This is a genomic window from Streptomyces sp. NPDC002680 (assembly GCF_042889145.1).
In the GTDB taxonomy this organism is placed as follows: Bacteria; Actinomycetota; Actinomycetes; order Streptomycetales; family Streptomycetaceae; genus Streptomyces; species Streptomyces adonidis.
In genome coordinates, this window is record NZ_JBIAQP010000024.1 from 1 (window position 1) to 15,995 (window position 15,995).

The following is a 15,995-nucleotide window of genomic DNA, read 5'->3' on the forward strand; positions in this document are numbered from 1 at the left end:
CGTCCGGCGTTTGAGGACGAGCGCGTTCAGCGCGATACGGGGGTTCGGGGGCGGAGCCCCCGAGGATGGGACGGGTAGGGGCGGCGGGGGCGAGAAAAGCCTGGTCACGCAGTCGCCGACACCCGCACACTCCGCGCCGCCCGCGACCCCAGCACCGTGATCCCCACAACCCCGAGCACCGCCAGCAGCCCCATCCCCACGGTCCCCGACCAGCCCCCCGCGTGGAACGCCACCGCGCCCACCGCACTGCCGATGCTGGAGCCCAGGTAGTACGCCGACTGATACAGCGCCGAAGCCTGCGCCCGCCCCTCCTTCGCCGTATGGCTCACCGCAGACGACGCCACCGCGTGCCCCGCGAAGAACCCCGCCGTGATCAGCACCAGGCCCAGCAGAACCAGCCCGAGCGAGTCGGACAGAGACAACAGCAGGCCCGCCGTCGTCGTGCCGCCCGCCAGGTACAGCGCACCTCGCCGCCCCAGCCGAGCCACCAGCTTCCCCGCCGTCGACGCCGACACCGTACCCACCAGGTACACCAGGAAGATCGACCCGACCACACCCTGCGGCAGGCTGAACGGGGCCTCCGTCAGGCGGTACCCGATCACCGTGTAGACCCCGCCGAACACCGTCATGAACAGCGCGCCGATCGCGTACAGCCGCCGCAGCAACGGGTTCGCCAGATGCGTACGGACCGTGCGCACCAGCACCCGGGGCCGCAGCGAACCCGTACGGAAGTGACGCGGCGCAGGCAGCAGCAGCCGGAAGGCCACCGCACAGCCAAGGGCCACCACACCGATCACAGCCACCGCCGCCCGCCAGCCCCACTCCTGCGCGACCCAGCCGGTGATGACCCGCCCGCTCATCCCGCCCACGCTGTTGCCGGCCACGAACAGACCGATGGCCGTGATCAGCGCCTTCGGGCGGACCTCCTCGGCCAGATACGCCGTCGCCGACGCCGGCAGTCCCGCCAGCGCCGCGCCCTGCACCGCCCGCAGCGCGATCAGCGCGCCCAGCGACGGGGCGAACGGCACCAGCAGCCCGACCGTCACCGCCACGACCAGGGACGCCGTCATCAACGTACGCCGCCCGAACCGTTCCGACAGCGCGCTCATCGGGAGGACGAACAGGGCCAGCCCACCGGTCGCCGCCGACACCGTCCAGCTCGCGTCGCTCGCCGCCACCCCGAACTCGCCTGAGATCAGCGGCAGCAGTGCCTGCGTGGAGTAGAGGAGGGCGAAGGTCGCGACGCCCGCGAGGAAGAGCGCGAAGCTCATCCGGCGGTAGCCGGGCCCACCCGGGGCCATACGGGAGTCGGAGACGGGGCGTGAAGGAGAGGCGGCACCCACAAGCATGGGCGCCCCGGTACTGGCAGCAGGCATGCCTCGAAGTTACGTACGCCCCCGTTCATCCGTCCAATGCACGGAAACCCCATAATCGTTCCCATGGTGCATCAGCAGAGGTCAGCAGCCCGCCTGTCACCGTCCAGTGACACAGAAGACATCGTCACCCTCCTCGCCCCACGGCTCTCCTACTTCGCCGGAGTCGCCCGCACGGAGCACGTCACGCGCGCCGCCCAGGAGATGCAGGTCCCGCAGTCGACGCTCTCCCGCGCGATGGTCCGCCTGGAGCAGGATCTGGGCGTCGACCTGTTCGCGCGCAGGGGCCGGACGGTCTCCCTCACCCCGGCAGGCCGCACCTTCCTGGCCTCCGTCGAGCGGGCCCTCGCCGAGATCGAACGGGCCGCCGACGAGGTACGCGCCGACGCCGACCCCGCCACCGGCAAGGTCGCCTTCGGCTTTCTGCACACCATGGGCGCCGAGACCGTACCCGGCCTGCTGCACGCCTTCCGCGCCGACCATCCCCGCGTCCGCTTCACCCTCGTACAGAACTACGGCGAAGCGATGATCGAACGCCTCCGCTCCGGCGAACTCGACCTCTGCCTCACCTCCCCCGTCCCCGACGCCCCCGACCTGGTCGCCCGCCGCCTCGACGAACAGAAGCTCCGCCTCGTCGTCCCCGCCGACCACCGCCTCGCCACCCGCAGACGAGTCCGCCTGGCGGAGGCAGCCGACGAAACCTTCGTCACCCTCGAACCCGGCTACGGCCTCCGCCGCATCACAGACGACCTCTGCAAGGAGGCAGGCTTCCGCCCGCGCATCGCCTTCGAGGGCGAGGAGGCCGAGACGTTGAGGGGCTTGGTCGCGGCCGGGCTGGGCGTGGCGCTCCTGCCTCCACCGGCCGTCCCCCGCCCGGGAGTTGCAGAACTGACGGTCACATCGCCACGAGCGGCAAGGGAAATCGGAGTGGCTTGGCTCGACGGCCACCCGGACACTCCGCCAGTGGCCGCCTTCAAGCGCTTCCTCTTGGCAAGAAAGGGCAACCTGCTATCCGGCTGAGGGGCATTCCCCAGGGGCGCGGGGAACTGCGCGACAAGCCCCCACCGGCCGGCACCCCGAACACAACCCGAACCACCCCAAACCTACCGCCGCAGAGACCTACCGAACCCCGCAGCCAACGGCATCCTCAACCCCAACGGCGGCGGAGCCACCAGCGCATCCTCCACCGGCCGAGAAAACCCCCGCCCGAACAAAACCCCCATCACGAAATCCTCCGCCAACGCATGCACCTCCTGCCGGTACTGATGCAACCCGTGCCCATCCGCATGCACTTCGAACCGACAGATGTCCCGATTCGCCTTCTTCGCCCGCGCCGCGAACCGGAACGACAGTTCAGGATCGGTCCGTTCGTCGTTCGTGCCGTGCACGATCAGCACGCGTCGCCCGCTCAGCTGCCGTACCGGCTCCGGCGGCGCCGCCATGTCGTCCTCGGGGAGCCAAGGCGCCAGCGCCAGTACGGAGTTGACGGCCTCGTGATCCGCCGCGCGCAGCGCCGCCCGGCCGCCCATGTCGACGCCGGCGAGGCACACGGAGACATCGCCGTACCGCCGGACGATCTCGTCGGTGGCCCAGCGCGCGTCGTGCGCGAGCTGCGCCTCGCTGCCGTTCCAGCCGCGGTAGCGGTAGTGGACGACGTGCACGGCCAGTCCGTCCGTACGGCCCGCGCGGGCGAGTCGGCGGCCCAACGCCCGTACGGAGGCCGCCGCCAGCAGCGGTGACGGCCTGCGCGTCGATACCTCGTCACCGCCGGGAAGCAGCAGAACCGCGCCGCTCACCGATGTCGGCTCCGGTCCCAGTGCCCTCCCCAGCCGGGCCTGTCGCACCGGCGTCACTTGGTGTGCCATGACAGAACAGTGTCAGAAGCAACGGTGTACGAGACCTGTCGGCGCGGTCACCATTACGTATCGGCGGAAACGTACAGGCGAAGAAACGGGAAACAGGACAGGCGATCTACGCGCGTAGGAGTTAGAGTGCGGAAATGACGAGCGAGAGTGATCGGACGACGAGTCAGCAGACGCAACAGACGACCCAGAGCGCCGGCGCGAACCCCGGTCCCGGGCCCAGCCCCACCCCGGACCAGATCCGCCGCGCCCCCAAGGTCCTCCTCCACGACCACCTCGACGGCGGCCTGCGCCCCGGCACCATCGTCGACCTGGCCCTGGAGACGGGTTACTCCCAACTCCCCGAGACCGACCCCGACAAGCTCGGCGCCTGGTTCCGGGACGCCGCCGACTCCGGTTCCCTGGAGCGGTACTTGGAGACCTTCGCCCACACCTGCGCCGTCATGCAGACCCGTGACGCCCTCGTCCGGGTCGCCGCCGAGTGTGCCGAGGACCTCGCCGAGGACGGTGTCGTCTACGCCGAGGTGCGGTACGCGCCCGAGCAGCACCTCGAAGCCGGGCTCACCCTCGAAGAGGTCGTCGAGGCCGTCAACGAGGGCTTCCGGGAGGGGGAAAGGCGGGCTCGCGAGAACGGCCACCGGATTCGGGTCGGAGCGCTGCTCACCGCCATGCGGCATGCCGCCCGCTCCCTGGAGATCGCCGAACTCGCCAACCGCTACCGCGACTTGGGCGTCGTCGGGTTCGACATCGCCGGTGCCGAGGCCGGCTTCCCGCCCACCCGGCATCTCGACGCCTTCGAGTACCTCAAGCGCGAGAACAACCACTTCACCATCCACGCCGGTGAGGCCTTCGGGCTCCCCTCCATCTGGCAGGCCCTCCAGTGGTGCGGCGCCGACCGGCTCGGCCACGGGGTGCGCATCATCGACGACATCCAGGTCCAGGACGACGGCACGGTGAAGCTCGGCCGCCTGGCCTCCTATGTACGGGACAAGCGCATCCCCCTCGAACTGTGCCCCAGCTCCAACCTCCAGACCGGTGCCGCCGCCTCCTACGCCGAACACCCCATCGGGCTGCTCCGGCGGCTGCATTTTCGCGCGACCGTAAATACCGATAATCGGCTGATGTCAGGTACCGGAATGAGCCGTGAATTCGAGCATCTTGTCGAGGCGTTCGGTTACACGCTCGACGACCTGCAATGGTTCTCGGTCAATGCTATGAAGTCAGCATTCATTCCTTTCGATGAACGACTCGCGATGATCAATGACGTCATCAAGCCCGGCTACGCCGAGCTGAAATCCGAATGGTTGTTCCGGCAGACCGCCTCCACCAGCGGTTCTGTCGAGGAGCAGGACTGATCGAGGGCGGGCGGAAAGCGGTCGGTCGGTGCGACTCGGCCGCTTTCCGCTGTTTGCGGCGGACCGCCGGGCATGTTTACGGTCTTGGACCGCTCACATCCCCGTCATCGCATTCAAGGACGCATTCACTATGAAGCAGTCTGCTGCCAAGACCCTCGGTGTCGCCGCTCTCGGTGCCGCCTTCGCCGCGGCGGGTGCGGGTGCCGCCAACGCCGCCCCGGCCCTCCCCGCCCTCCCGGACTCCGCCGCGCTGGGCACCGTGACCCAGACGCTGCCCGTGGAGAGCGTGTCGCAGGCGCTGCCGGGTGCCGCCGAGGCCGTGGCGCAGGGTCAGAGCGCGCTCGGCGCTGGTGTGGCCGCCGCACAGCCTGCCGTCGCGAAGCTGGCGTCCGAGGGCCCGACCGCGCCGGTCGCCGGTCTGCTCGGCGGCCTCCCGCTGCAGGGTCTGCCCACGCACGGCCTCCCCGTGAACGGGATTCCGCTGGGCTGAACCGTCCCGTGAACGCGCCGATGGGGCGCACCTCCGTAGCCCGGGGGTGCGCCCCATCGGCGTGTGTGCGGGACGACTACCAGGCGGCGCGGGCCTTGTCCTCGTACTTCTCGGAGGGGAGCAGGATCCACAGGGCTATGTAGAGCAGGAACTGCGGGCCGGGCAGCAGACACGAGAGCACGAAGATCACGCGCATCGTCGTCGCGGACATCCCGAAGCGCCGTGCCAGCGCGGCACACACTCCGCCGATCATGCGGCCGTTGGTGGGGCGGGCAAGGCGGGCCATAACGTCTCCTATGCGAGGTCGGGTCCGAGTTCGAGTTCGGTGAGTCACCGGGCCTGCCCGGCTTGTCCGGGCGGCTCATCTGCACTCAACGTTACGGACGCACAGGGGACGAAGCGTCGCTCTACGGGGCGATCCCGACCCTGGGAATCGTCGGGGTACGACCCTGAGTCGCTTCCTCCGTACGGATGGTCGCCCGGCGCCTGCGGTCGCTCCTGCGGCGCAGCCAGGACCGTACGAGGGGCACCACGGCGACATGGGCGAGGCCCACGCCCACCGTGTTCAGGAGCAGCGAGTCGACGTCCACGACCTGGCCGGGTACGCCGGTCTGCAGCAGCTCGATGCCGAGCGACAGCATGGCGCCCGCCATGACCGTACGGAACAGGGACGCGAGCGGGGAGACGTCGAGACGGCCGCCCGCCATCGGGAGCAGCACACCCAGTGGGGCCAGCAGTGCGAGCCCCTCCGCGATGCGCCGGGCCGCCTCCGGCCAGCCGAGGGCCAGGTCGGCCCGTATGCCCGCGAAGGGGCGCAGGTTGGCGGGCAGTTGCCACGGGACGTCGAGGGGGCGCAGCGTGAGCCAGGCGACGAGCGCGAGATGGGCGACGAGGAGGACACCTCCCGCCGCGCGGATGCGGATCGCGGCGCTTTTGCCGCCCGAGCGTTGACGCTGCACGTCCCCCAAGACGCGGGGGTCGGCACGATCGGTTCCGGGGTGTGCTCGTGCAGGGGGGTGAGTTGTGTGCCACACGGGGATCGGTGCGTTCGTTGGCTGCGGGTCGGTGGGGGCTGGTCGCGCAGTTCCCCGCGCCCCTCAGGTCAGCTGCCGTTGACGTCCGACGATGGCGGAACCTGGGCTCCCGGGCGTGAGCGGACCTCCGGCGTGCACGCGTATCGACGCAGTGGAGTGGTGTCCGGGCCGCCCAGGACCACGGAGCCGTCTCCCTCGGCTGCTGCCGAGTCGGAGAAGGTGCAGACGATCTGGGCGAGGGCGTAGGAGGCGAGGTCGTTCGGGGACGTGCTCAGGCGGAGGGTGTCCTCGGGGTCCCGCGGGCCGGGGCCGCTCACGCTCATGCCGCCGCGTACGTCCGTCGTGTAGCCCGCCTCGGTCTCGTCGGCCGACGGGGTCTCCGCCAGTTCGTCCAGGAGGCCCTGGGCCACCAGGACGCGCCGCTCGGCCTCCCCCGTACCGTCCGGGACGCGCACCGAGCGGTCGACGGTGACCAGCTGGGAGGCGCACAGGAGGAACACCTGGACGGGGACGCCCCCGGCCGACTGCGCGGCGGCGTCCGACGCGGAGGGTGCGGCGACGTCGGAGAGGGAGCACGGGACCCGGGAGGGCGCCGGGCCGAAGTCCGTCGGGACCTCGGTGGCGCGGATCCCGCAGCCGGTGAGCAGCGCGGCGAGCAGCGGCACGGCCAGCCCCCGGCGCACGCCCCGCGCGGACGGTACGCCCAGCGCGCTCTCCAGGCCCCGCGCGCCCTGTCCACCCCGTACGCTCCGTACGTTCCTCACGCGCCCTCCCCGTTGCCGTTCGCGCCGTTCGGGTCGGGTGGGGGCTCCGTCAGGGTTGACGGGTCCCTCGGCAGCCGCAGGGTGAACACCGCGCCGCCCTTCGGGGAGTTGGCGGCGGTGATCTCGCCGCCGTGGATGTGGGCGTTCTCCAGGGCGATGGACAGGCCGAGGCCGCTGCCCTCGGAGCGGGGGCGGGAGGCGCTCGCCTTGTAGAAGCGGTCGAAGACGTGCGGCAACACGTCCTCGGGGATGCCCGGACCGTGGTCCTGTACCTCGATCAGCAGGTCGTCATCGGCGGCGTCGTCGTCGGACACACTCACCGACACCCGTACCGGCGAGCCGCCGTGCTTGAGGGCGTTGCCGATGAGGTTGGCCAGGATGACGTCCAGGCGGCGCGGGTCGAGCCGGGACATGATGCCGCGCTCGGCGTCCAGGTCGACCGCGTCCAGCCAGGCGCGGGCGTCGATGCAGGCGGTGATCTGGTCGGCGATGTCGACGTAGTCGAGGACGAGGCGGGCGGTGCCCGCGTCGAAGCGGGTGACCTCCATCAGGTTCTCCACCAGGGAGTTGAGCCGCCGTGTCTCGCTGACCACCAGCTTCACCGCCGGTTCGATCATCGGGTCGATGCTGCCGGTCTCCGCGTCCAGTTCCTCTTCGAGGATCTCCGTCACGGCGGTGATCGCGGTGAGCGGCGTACGCAGTTCGTGGGACATGTCCGCCACGAACCGCCGCGAGGCCTCGTCCCGGGCGCTCATGTCGGCCACCCGGGTCTCCAGCGCCTCCGCCGTGTGGTTGAACGTCCGGGCCAGGTCGGCCAGTTCGTCCGTGCCCGACACTCGGAGGCGTGTGTCCAGTTTGCCCTCGCCGAGTCGGCGGGCCGCGATGCCGAGGCGGTGCACCGGCTTCAGTACGGTCGTCGCGGCGGCCTGCGCGAGCAGTGCCGAGCCGATCAGCGCGAGGCCGGTGGCGATGCCCAGCGACCAGGCAAGCGAGTTGAGGTCCTTCTCCTCGGGCTCCAGCGACTTCAGCATGTACCCGGCCGGACCCCCGCCGATCACCTTCGTGCCCGCGACCAGGTACGGCTTGTCGCCGTCGATGATCCGCTGCCAGTACAGGTGGTACGGGTACTTGTTGCTCGACGTGATCGACTGCTCCTTGCCGACCGCCGTACGCAGCGACTTGGGCACGTCCGTCAGCGAAAAGGTGTCCAGCGCCCCGGAGTTGCCGACGACCGTCCGCCCACTGCCGTCCTCGGCGACCAGCAGCACACTGAACCGCTGGCTGCTGGCGGCCATCTGGCCCGCCGTGTGCTGGAGTTCGTCCTGCGTGGGGTGGGCCGGCAGCGCGCCCGCGCGGTTCTGCATCTCCTGCTGGAAGTCGCGCAGCACCGCGTCCTGCGTACGCGTGAGCACCGCCTCGCGGTTCAGCCAGTACGCGATCCCGGACGCCGACACGGCCGCCGTCAGTGCCACCAGGCCGAACACCACGACCAGCCGCAGCCGCAGGCTGGTGAAGCGCAGCCCGGAAAGTATCGCCTTGCGTGCCGCGGCCCAGCCACGGAGCTTGTCCTGCGGTTTCGTCACTGAGGCGAGTCCAGCCGGTAGCCGACGCCACGGACGGTACGGATCAGCGTGGGCGACGACGGGACGTCCTCGACCTTCGCGCGCAGCCGCTGCACACACGCGTCGACCAGCCGGGAGTCGCCCAGGTAGTCGTGCTCCCAGACCAGCCGCAGCAACTGCTGCCGGGACAGCGCCTGACCGGGCCGCCGGCTCAGCTCAAGGAGCAGCCGCAGCTCGGTGGGCGTCAGCTGCAGATCCTCGCCGTTCTTCGTCACCGTCATCGCCGAGCGGTCGATGACCAGCGAACCGAAGGACGCCGAGTCGTTGGACTCACGCTCCCCGCGCCGCAGCACCGCACGGATACGGGCGTCGAGCACCCGCCCCTGCACGGGTTTGACGACATAGTCGTCGGCGCCGGACTCCAGCCCGACCACCACGTCGATGTCGTCGCTGCGCGCGGTGAGCAGGATGATCGGCAGCTGGTCGGTGCGCCGGATGCGCCGGCACACCTCGAATCCGTCGATTCCGGGCAGCATCACATCCAGGACGATCAGATCCGGCCGCTGCTCACGCAGCAGTTTCAGACCGTCCTCACCGGTGGCAGCGGTGGCTACCCGGTGGCCCTGGCGCGTCAAAGACAGCTCCAGTGCCGTACGGATGGCGTCGTCGTCCTCGATCAGCAACAGGGAAGGCACGGATGCATTCTGGCCCATGGCCGGGCCGGGCTGCGACTGCCAGGCGATTGTCGGGTCATTGTCCGGCGATTGTCGGGTGATTTCGGGGCACCGCGGGTACATATCGCCCCTCACTGTGGACTCGCTGTGGGTGTGCTGAGCCGTTCCTGCGGAAGGGGCCCTGTTGCACGCCTGTGACAGTCGGCGGACACCGTCATGAAGTGGCTTGGGCAAGCTTCTCGGCACAGGCAAGGAAGCACCACGAACCAAGCCGAAGTCCGGGTAAGTCCACGACGGGGGGCGCGAGATGAACACGCTGCACAGCACGAGCGCGAACGCAGTGATCACGCGTCTGCACGACGTCACCCGGGTCACTGAGAAGTCCGGTGCCGTGAACGGGCGGGGGTGCGTTCGCGGCACCGGGCGTCAGCACACGACGTACATGTCGGTGGTTGACGCACACACGGGGGGAAGCGGCAGCGGTACCACGGGGGGTACGGGGGCCGCGTACAGGGAGGAATCCACGGGGGAGCGCCGTTCGCTGTCGGAGGCGGAGTTCACCGCCTACGTCCAGGAGCGCCGCGCCTCCCTGTACGCAACCGCCTACCACCTCACCGGTGACCGCTTCGAGGCCGAGGACCTGCTCCAGAGCGCGCTGTTCTCGACGTACCGCGCCTGGGACCGGATCAGTGACAAGGCAGCGGTCGGGGGCTACCTCCGCCGCACCATGACGAACCTGCACATCAGCGCGTGGCGCCGCCGCAAGCTGAACGAGTACCCGACCGAGGAACTGCCGGAGACGCCCGGCGACACGGACGCGATGCGCGGCACCGAACTGCGCGCCGTCCTGTGGCAGGCGCTGGCCCGGCTGCCCGAACTCCAGCGCACGATGCTGGTCCTCCGTTACTACGAGGGCCGCACCGACCCGGAGATCGCGGAGATCCTCGACATCAGTGTCGGCACGGTGAAGTCCAGCATCTGGCGGTCGCTCCGCCGGATGCGCGAGGACGAGGTCCTCAGCTTCGGCCGTGACGAGGAGGAGTCCTTCGGGGAGCTTGTCGCCTGAAGGTCCGGGGGGGGCACCGCTCGGGGGAGCGGTGAAGACGGGGGAGCGGTAGACGGGGGAAGCACGGGGGAGCACCACCAGGGGGGAACCACCGGGGTCGGGGGGCCGCGGGGGAGCACCAAAAAAGGAGCGGGGCTGGAGGGCCGGGGGGTCCATCCAGTCCCGCTTCGGTGTGTGTCCGCGCGTTCCCGGTTGTCTATGTGGTGCGTACGTAGGTCCTGGTGCCCGCCGCCGCGTCCGCGAGCCTGCCCATCGCCTCGTCCCGGTCGCACGCGTACGCGCCCAGGGCCGTCTGGCGGGCCACGATGGAACGCTCGGCGCGCATCAGGCGCCAGCCGCGGCGCAGCAGGAACGGCACCGACTTGCGGCCCTCGCGCAGATCCCGCAGGAAGCGCCGGCGGAACGTCTTGACCGGGCCCCGGCTCAGGCAGAGCGCGTCCGCGAGGACACCCTCCTCCTGGCAGCGCTCCACGATCTCGGCGGCGAAGATGCCCTCCGCGATGAACAGCGGAGTGCGGCCGATGTCGACGCGCTCCTCGCCGGTACGGGCGCTCAGCGAGATGTCGTACACCGGCACGTCCGTACGACCCGTGCGGCACAGCTCGGTGATCGCGGCGACCGCCGTGTCCGCGTCCCACGACTCGGGGTGGTCCCAGTCGATGTCGGTGCTTCCCAGAACCTGCGGCAGCGTCGGGTCGGTGCCCTCTTTGTAGAAGTCGTCGAGCCGCAGGACCGGGAGGCCGGAGCGGGCGGCGACGAGGGACTTGCCGGAGCCGGAAGGGCCGCAGAGCAGCACGACTCGGGTGGGTATGGGCGGGTGGGAGGTCACGAGACACCAGTGTGGGGCATCGGGGGCCCCGCTGCCGACCCCGCGGGTCGGCTTTGAAAGGTGCGTCACACCTCAACTACCCTTCGTGTCGACCTGATTACCCGGCGTACCAGAAGGTGGCAACCAGTCATGGCACGACACGCGTCCTCCCAGAACCAGACCGCCCAGACCGCCCAGCGTGCCCTGATCGCCCTCGCGGCCACGGGCGTTGCCCTGGGGGCGGGTGCGGCGACGGCCGCCGCGGCCGAGGGGGGACCTGCGGTGGACGTCATGCGGGCCAACCCCAGCACCTCGCTGGGGCAGATCGACCCGCAGGCGGGGTTGGCTGCGCTCACGGGCTCGGTCGGGTATGTCACGGGGCCGGTTCAGGGGCTCAAGCCGAATCCGCTGGCGGGGACGGGGGTTGACCCGCTGGACAACGGGGTTGCCACGCAGCTGTCCGACTTCCAGCCGGTTGCTTCGCAGATGCTGACTGCGCCTGTTGCTCAGGCGCAGTCGATCGGGAGCATTCCGGTGCTGGGGCAGGCATTGGGGGTCTTGGGGGGTTGATGTGCGGTGCGGGGAAGGGGTGGGGAGGTGCTGACCGTTGCCGGGTGCGAGTGCGTCGTGGCCGGTCGCGCAGTTCCCCGCGCCCCTAAGGGGCGGCCTCCGGCCGCCTCCTGGGGGGACGGCCGGAGGTTGTTTCTAATACGACGAGCCCGATGCGCCCAGCGCGCCCGTGGGGTGCCAGACCGTCTTCGTCTCCAGGAAGGCGGTCATGCGTTCGGTGCCCGGGGTGGCGAACCACTCCGCGTTGTCCACAGTCTGTGGACGGAGGACGCGTTTGAGGTTGTCGGCTGCCGCGATCTCCAGTTCCTTGGCCAGTGCCTCGTCCGCGCCCGCCAGGTCGATCGCGTTGACGTCCTGGTGTGCGGCGAGGGACGGGGTGATCTCCGACGTACGGCCGGAGAGGATGTTGACGACTCCGCCGGGTACGTCCGAGGTGGCCAGGACCTCGCCGAGGGAGAGGGCCGGGAGCGGGGACTTCTCGCTGGCGACGACGATCGCCGTGTTGCCGGTGGCGATCACGGGGGCCAGGACCGACACCAGGCCCAGGAACGAGGACTCCTGGGGGGCGAGGACGACGACCACGCCGGTCGGTTCGGGGGAGGAGAGGTTGAAGTAGGGCCCTGCGACCGGGTTTCCGCCCCCTACCACCTGGGCGATCTTGTCGGTCCAGCCCGCGTACCAGACCCAGCGGTCGATCGCCGCGTCGACCTGGGCGGTCGCCTTCGGCTTCGACAGGCTCTCCGCGTCGGCCACCTCGCGGACGAACTGCTCCTTGCGGCCCTCCAGCATCTCGGCGACGCGGTAGAGGATCTGGCCGCGGTTGTACGCCGTGGCCCCGGACCAGCCGCCGAACGCCTTGCGCGCGGCGACGACCGCGTCACGGGCGTCCTTGCGGGAGGAGAGGGGGGCGTTCGCCAGCCACTTGCCCTTCGCGTCGCTCACCTCGTACACCCGGCCGCTCTCGGAACGCGGGAACTTCCCGCCCACGTACAGCTTGTAGGTCTTGAAGACGGACAGACGCGGGTCCGGCCGTGTGTCCACTCGGGGGTCAGACATCGAGGTACGCCTCCAGGCCGTGGCGACCGCCCTCGCGGCCGAAGCCCGACTCCTTGTAGCCGCCGAACGGCGAGGTGGGGTCGAACTTGTTGAACGTGTTGGACCAGACGACACCGGCGCGCAGCTTGTTCGCGACGGCGAGGATCCGTGAACCCTTCTCCGTCCAGATGCCCGCCGACAGGCCGTACTGGGTGTTGTTGGCCTTGGCGACGGCCTCGTCCGGGGTGCGGAAGGTGAGGACCGAGAGCACCGGGCCGAAGATCTCGTCGCGGGCGATGGTGTGCGCCTGGGTGACGTTCGTGAAGAGCGTCGGGGCGAACCAGTAGCCGGAGGAGGGGAGTTCACAGGCCGGGGACCAGCGTTCGGCGCCCTCCGCCTCGCCCGCCGCGACGAGCGAGGTGATCCGGGCGAGCTGCTCGGCGGAGTTGATCGCGCCGATGTCCGTGTTCTTGTCCAGCGGGTCGCCGAGGCGGAGCGTGGACAGGCGGCGCTTGAGCGAGTCGAGCAACTCTTCCTGGATCGACTCCTGGACGAGGAGTCGGGAGCCCGCGCAGCAGACCTGGCCCTGGTTGAAGAAGATCCCGGTGACGATCCCTTCCACCGCCTGGTCGATGGGGGCGTCGTCGAAGACGATGTTGGCGCCCTTGCCGCCCAGTTCGAGGGTGACCTTCTTGCGGGTGCCGGCGACGGTCCGCGCGATCTCCTTGCCTACGGCCGTGGAGCCGGTGAAGGCGACCTTGTTGACGTCCGGGTGCGCGATGAGCGCGGCGCCCGTGTCGCCGTACCCGGGAAGGATGTTGACGACGCCCTTCGGCAGGCCCGCCTGACGGCAGACGTCCGCGAAGAACAGGGCGGAGAGGGGGGTCGTCTCGGCGGGCTTCAGGACCACCGTGTTGCCGGTGGCGAGCGCCGGGGCGATCTTCCACGCCAGCATCAGGAGGGGGAAGTTCCAGGGGATGACCTGGCCCGCGACGCCCAGGGGCTTGGGGTTCGCGCCGAAGCCCGCGTGGCCGAGCTTGTCGGCCCAGCCCGCGTAGTAGAAGAAGTGGGCCGCCACCAGGGGGAGGTCCGCGTCGCGCGTCTCCTTGATCGGCTTGCCGTTGTCCAGGGTCTCCAGGACGGCCAGTTCGCGGCTGCGCTCCTGGATGATGCGGGCGATACGGAAGAGGTACTTGGCGCGCTCGGCGCCCGGCAGCGCCGACCACTTCGCGAAGGCCTTGCGGGCGGCCTGCACGGCACGGTCGACGTCCGCCTCGCCCGCCTGGGCGACCTCGGAGAGGACCTCTTCGGTGGACGGGGAGACCGTCTTGAAGACCCTGCCGTCGGCGGCCTCCACGAACTCGCCGTCGATGAACAGGCCGTAGGAGGGGGCGATGTCGACGACGGAACGGGATTCGGGCGCGGGCGCGTACTCGAATGCGGACGACCGCTTTTCGATCTTTTCGATGGTCATGGTGATCAGTCCACCGTCACGTAGTCGGGGCCGGAGTAGCGGCCCGTGGTCAGCTTCTGGCGCTGCATCAGCAGGTCGTTGAGGAGCGAGGACGCGCCGAAGCGGAACCAGTGGTTGTCGAGCCAGTCCTCGCCGACGGTCTCGTTGACCAGGACCAGGAACTTCACCGCGTCCTTCGTCGTACGGATCCCGCCGGCCGGCTTCACGCCCACCTGGACGCCGGTCTGCGCGCGGAAGTCCCGGACGGCCTCCAGCATGAGGAGGGTGTTCGCGGGCGTCGCGTTGACGGCGACCTTGCCGGTGGACGTCTTGATGAAGTCCGCCCCGGCGATCATGCCGAGCCAGGAGGCGCGCCGGATGTTGTCGTACGTCGACAGCTCGCCGGTCTCGAAGATGACCTTGAGCCGGGCGGACGCCCCGCAGGCCTCCTTCACGGCGACGATCTCCTCGTACACCTTCAGGTAGTTGCCCGCGAGGAACGCGCCCCGGTCGATGACCATGTCGATCTCGTCGGCACCGGCGGCGACGGCGTCCCGTACGTCGGCCAGCTTGACGGGGAGGGCGGCGCGGCCGGCGGGGAAGGCGGTGGCGACGGAGGCGACCTTGACGGTCGAACCGGCGACGGCCTCCTTCGCGACGGCCACCATGTCGGGGTAGACGCAGACCGCGGCCGTGGCGGGGGCCGTGCGGTCGGTCGGGTCGGGGCGGACCGCCTTGGCGCCGAGGGCCCGGACCTTGCCGGCGGTGTCCGCGCCTTCGAGCGTCGTCAGGTCGACCATCGAGATGGCGAGGTCGATGGCGTATGCCTTCGCGGTCGTCTTGATGGAACGCGTACCTAGGGAGGCGGCACGGGCCTCCAGGCCGACCGCGTCGACGCCGGGCAGCCCGTGAAGGTAGCGGCGCAGCGTGCTGTCGGACGCGGTCACGTCCTTGAGCGGGAGTGCGGTTGATGCAGTGGTGGGCATGGTCACAAGCCGAGCATATCTACGCGCGTAGCGGCTGTACAGCCCGAGGAAATGGGTGCGAGTGCGGGCTGGGATCGGTGGGGGATTCGAAACATTCGGGAAAATGGGTCTGGAGCATTTGCTTCGGATTCTGGGGTGGGGTGATGTGAATTTGCGGTGGTGGGTCTCTCTGCTGTTCAGTGGTGTGTTTCACTCTATCTCGGGGTTCGAATGTTTCGAAGTGAATACCGAAACTATTGACACATGACATGGTCCGGCCAACACTCCGCGCATGGACAACGCACCCGCATCCGTATCCGCATCCCGGCTCAGGCTGCTCCTCAGCGGCGTCTGCACCATGCTGCTGGTCGCCGTGGCCGCACTGGCCCTGCCGGGCACCGCTCAGGCCGCGACGGTCGTCACCACCAACCAGACCGGTACCAACGGCGGCTACTACTACTCGTTCTGGACCGACGCCCCGGGCACCGTCTCCATGACCCTCAACTCCGGCGGCAACTACAGCACCGCGTGGAGCAACACCGGGAACTTCGTGGCAGGCAAGGGCTGGAGCAACGGCTCGCGCAGGACGGTGAGCTACTCGGGCAGCTTCAACCCGTCCGGGAACGCCTATCTGACGCTGTACGGCTGGACGTCCAACCCGCTGGTCGAGTACTACGTCGTCGACAACTGGGGCACCTATCGGCCCACGGGGACGTACAAGGGGACCGTCACCAGTGACGGCGGGACGTACGACATCTACCAGACGACCCGTTACAACGCCCCGTCCGTGGAAGGCACCCGGACCTTCAACCAGTACTGGAGCGTCCGGCAGTCGAAGCGGACCGGCGGCACCATCACCACCGGCAATCACTTCGACGCGTGGGCTCGCGCTGGGATGCCTCTGGGGGGCTTCAGTTACTACATGATCCTCGCGACCGAGGGTTATCGGAGCAGCGGCAACTCCAACATCACGGTGGGTTAGCC

Annotated in this window: 17 protein-coding genes; 6 read left to right on the top strand and 11 right to left on the bottom strand. The window is 69.7% G+C overall.

Annotated features, from left to right (window positions below):
• Positions 1 to 104: 104 nt before the first annotated feature.
• A complete protein-coding gene (locus ACFYXF_RS44410) occupies positions 105 to 1,376 on the bottom strand; it encodes an MFS transporter (RefSeq protein WP_389358665.1) in 1,272 nt (423 codons plus the stop codon).
• Between the two features lie 63 nt (positions 1,377 to 1,439).
• Here ACFYXF_RS44410 and ACFYXF_RS44415 point away from each other — a divergent pair, with 63 nt between their 5' ends.
• Complete coding sequence (locus ACFYXF_RS44415) at positions 1,440 to 2,393, top strand: LysR substrate-binding domain-containing protein (RefSeq protein WP_389358667.1); 954 nt, start codon at positions 1,440 to 1,442, stop codon at positions 2,391 to 2,393.
• 83 nt (positions 2,394 to 2,476) lie between these two features.
• Here ACFYXF_RS44415 and ACFYXF_RS44420 read toward each other — a convergent pair whose 3' ends face one another.
• Complete coding sequence (locus ACFYXF_RS44420) at positions 2,477 to 3,238, bottom strand: alpha/beta hydrolase (RefSeq protein ID WP_389358669.1); 762 nt, start codon at positions 3,236 to 3,238, stop codon at positions 2,477 to 2,479.
• Between the two features lie 134 nt (positions 3,239 to 3,372).
• On the opposite strand from ACFYXF_RS44420, the gene ACFYXF_RS44425 reads away from it, so the two are divergent.
• Together ACFYXF_RS44425 and ACFYXF_RS44430 are read left to right on the top strand one after the other, a co-directional pair.
• Entirely contained in the window at positions 3,373 to 4,590 is a 1,218-nt protein-coding gene (locus ACFYXF_RS44425; RefSeq protein ID WP_389358671.1) for an adenosine deaminase, read from the top strand.
• 130 nt (positions 4,591 to 4,720) lie between these two features.
• Positions 4,721 to 5,080 carry an ATP-binding protein gene (locus ACFYXF_RS44430; RefSeq protein WP_389358673.1) on the top strand — a complete coding sequence of 120 codons (360 nt, stop codon included), beginning with the start codon at positions 4,721 to 4,723 and terminating at the stop codon, positions 5,078 to 5,080.
• A gap of 76 nt (positions 5,081 to 5,156) precedes the next feature.
• Here the strand turns inward: ACFYXF_RS44430 and ACFYXF_RS44435 are convergent, their stop codons facing one another.
• The 5 genes from ACFYXF_RS44435 to afsQ1 all read right to left on the bottom strand — a co-directional run bounded on the left by ACFYXF_RS44435 (position 5,157) and on the right by afsQ1 (position 9,135).
• Positions 5,157 to 5,366, bottom strand: coding sequence for a PspC domain-containing protein (locus ACFYXF_RS44435; protein ID WP_389358675.1), 210 nt, complete (start codon positions 5,364 to 5,366; stop codon positions 5,157 to 5,159).
• 121 nt (positions 5,367 to 5,487) lie between these two features.
• Entirely contained in the window at positions 5,488 to 6,039 is a 552-nt protein-coding gene (locus ACFYXF_RS44440; protein ID WP_389359007.1) for a VanZ family protein, read from the bottom strand.
• Positions 6,040 to 6,182: 143 nt separating this feature from the next.
• A complete protein-coding gene (locus ACFYXF_RS44445) occupies positions 6,183 to 6,821 on the bottom strand; it encodes a hypothetical protein (protein WP_389359009.1) in 639 nt (212 codons plus the stop codon).
• Between the two features lie 53 nt (positions 6,822 to 6,874).
• Positions 6,875 to 8,461 (bottom strand): ATP-binding protein, encoded by a 1,587-nt coding sequence (locus tag ACFYXF_RS44450; protein WP_389358677.1) that lies wholly within the window; start codon positions 8,459 to 8,461, stop codon positions 6,875 to 6,877.
• Positions 8,458 to 9,135, bottom strand: a complete 678-nt coding sequence (gene afsQ1 / locus ACFYXF_RS44455; protein ID WP_198655456.1) for a two-component system response regulator AfsQ1 — start codon at positions 9,133 to 9,135, stop codon at positions 8,458 to 8,460. The genes ACFYXF_RS44450 and afsQ1 overlap by 4 nt, the downstream gene beginning before the upstream one ends.
• Positions 9,136 to 9,421: 286 nt before the next feature.
• Here afsQ1 and ACFYXF_RS44460 point away from each other — a divergent pair, with 286 nt between their 5' ends.
• Entirely contained in the window at positions 9,422 to 10,180 is a 759-nt protein-coding gene (locus ACFYXF_RS44460; RefSeq protein WP_369037533.1) for a SigE family RNA polymerase sigma factor, read from the top strand.
• Positions 10,181 to 10,376: 196 nt separating this feature from the next.
• Here ACFYXF_RS44460 and ACFYXF_RS44465 read toward each other — a convergent pair whose 3' ends face one another.
• The gene (locus ACFYXF_RS44465) at positions 10,377 to 11,078 is read right to left on the bottom strand and encodes a uridine kinase (protein ID WP_389358680.1); all 702 of its coding nucleotides are present in this window, start codon (positions 11,076 to 11,078) and stop codon (positions 10,377 to 10,379) included.
• Between the two features lie 60 nt (positions 11,079 to 11,138).
• Here ACFYXF_RS44465 and ACFYXF_RS44470 point away from each other — a divergent pair, with 60 nt between their 5' ends.
• The gene (locus tag ACFYXF_RS44470) at positions 11,139 to 11,558 is read left to right on the top strand and encodes a hypothetical protein (protein ID WP_389358682.1); all 420 of its coding nucleotides are present in this window, start codon (positions 11,139 to 11,141) and stop codon (positions 11,556 to 11,558) included.
• A 135-nt stretch (positions 11,559 to 11,693) separates the two neighbouring features.
• On the opposite strand, the gene ACFYXF_RS44475 is transcribed toward ACFYXF_RS44470, so the two are convergent.
• From ACFYXF_RS44475 to deoC, 3 genes are read right to left on the bottom strand one after another with little or no spacing between them, the layout of a single operon-like run.
• Positions 11,694 to 12,614, bottom strand: coding sequence for an aldehyde dehydrogenase family protein (locus tag ACFYXF_RS44475; protein ID WP_389358684.1), 921 nt, complete (start codon positions 12,612 to 12,614; stop codon positions 11,694 to 11,696).
• The gene (locus tag ACFYXF_RS44480) at positions 12,607 to 14,067 is read right to left on the bottom strand and encodes an aldehyde dehydrogenase family protein (RefSeq protein WP_389358686.1); all 1,461 of its coding nucleotides are present in this window, start codon (positions 14,065 to 14,067) and stop codon (positions 12,607 to 12,609) included. The genes ACFYXF_RS44475 and ACFYXF_RS44480 overlap by 8 nt, the downstream gene beginning before the upstream one ends.
• Before the next feature lie 5 nt (positions 14,068 to 14,072).
• The gene (gene deoC, locus ACFYXF_RS44485; protein WP_389358689.1) at positions 14,073 to 15,032 is read right to left on the bottom strand and encodes a deoxyribose-phosphate aldolase; all 960 of its coding nucleotides are present in this window, start codon (positions 15,030 to 15,032) and stop codon (positions 14,073 to 14,075) included.
• Positions 15,033 to 15,303: 271 nt separating this feature from the next.
• On the opposite strand from deoC, the gene ACFYXF_RS44490 reads away from it, so the two are divergent.
• A complete protein-coding gene (locus tag ACFYXF_RS44490) occupies positions 15,304 to 15,993 on the top strand; it encodes a glycoside hydrolase family 11 protein (protein ID WP_389358691.1) in 690 nt (229 codons plus the stop codon).
• Positions 15,994 to 15,995 lie beyond the last annotated feature (2 nt).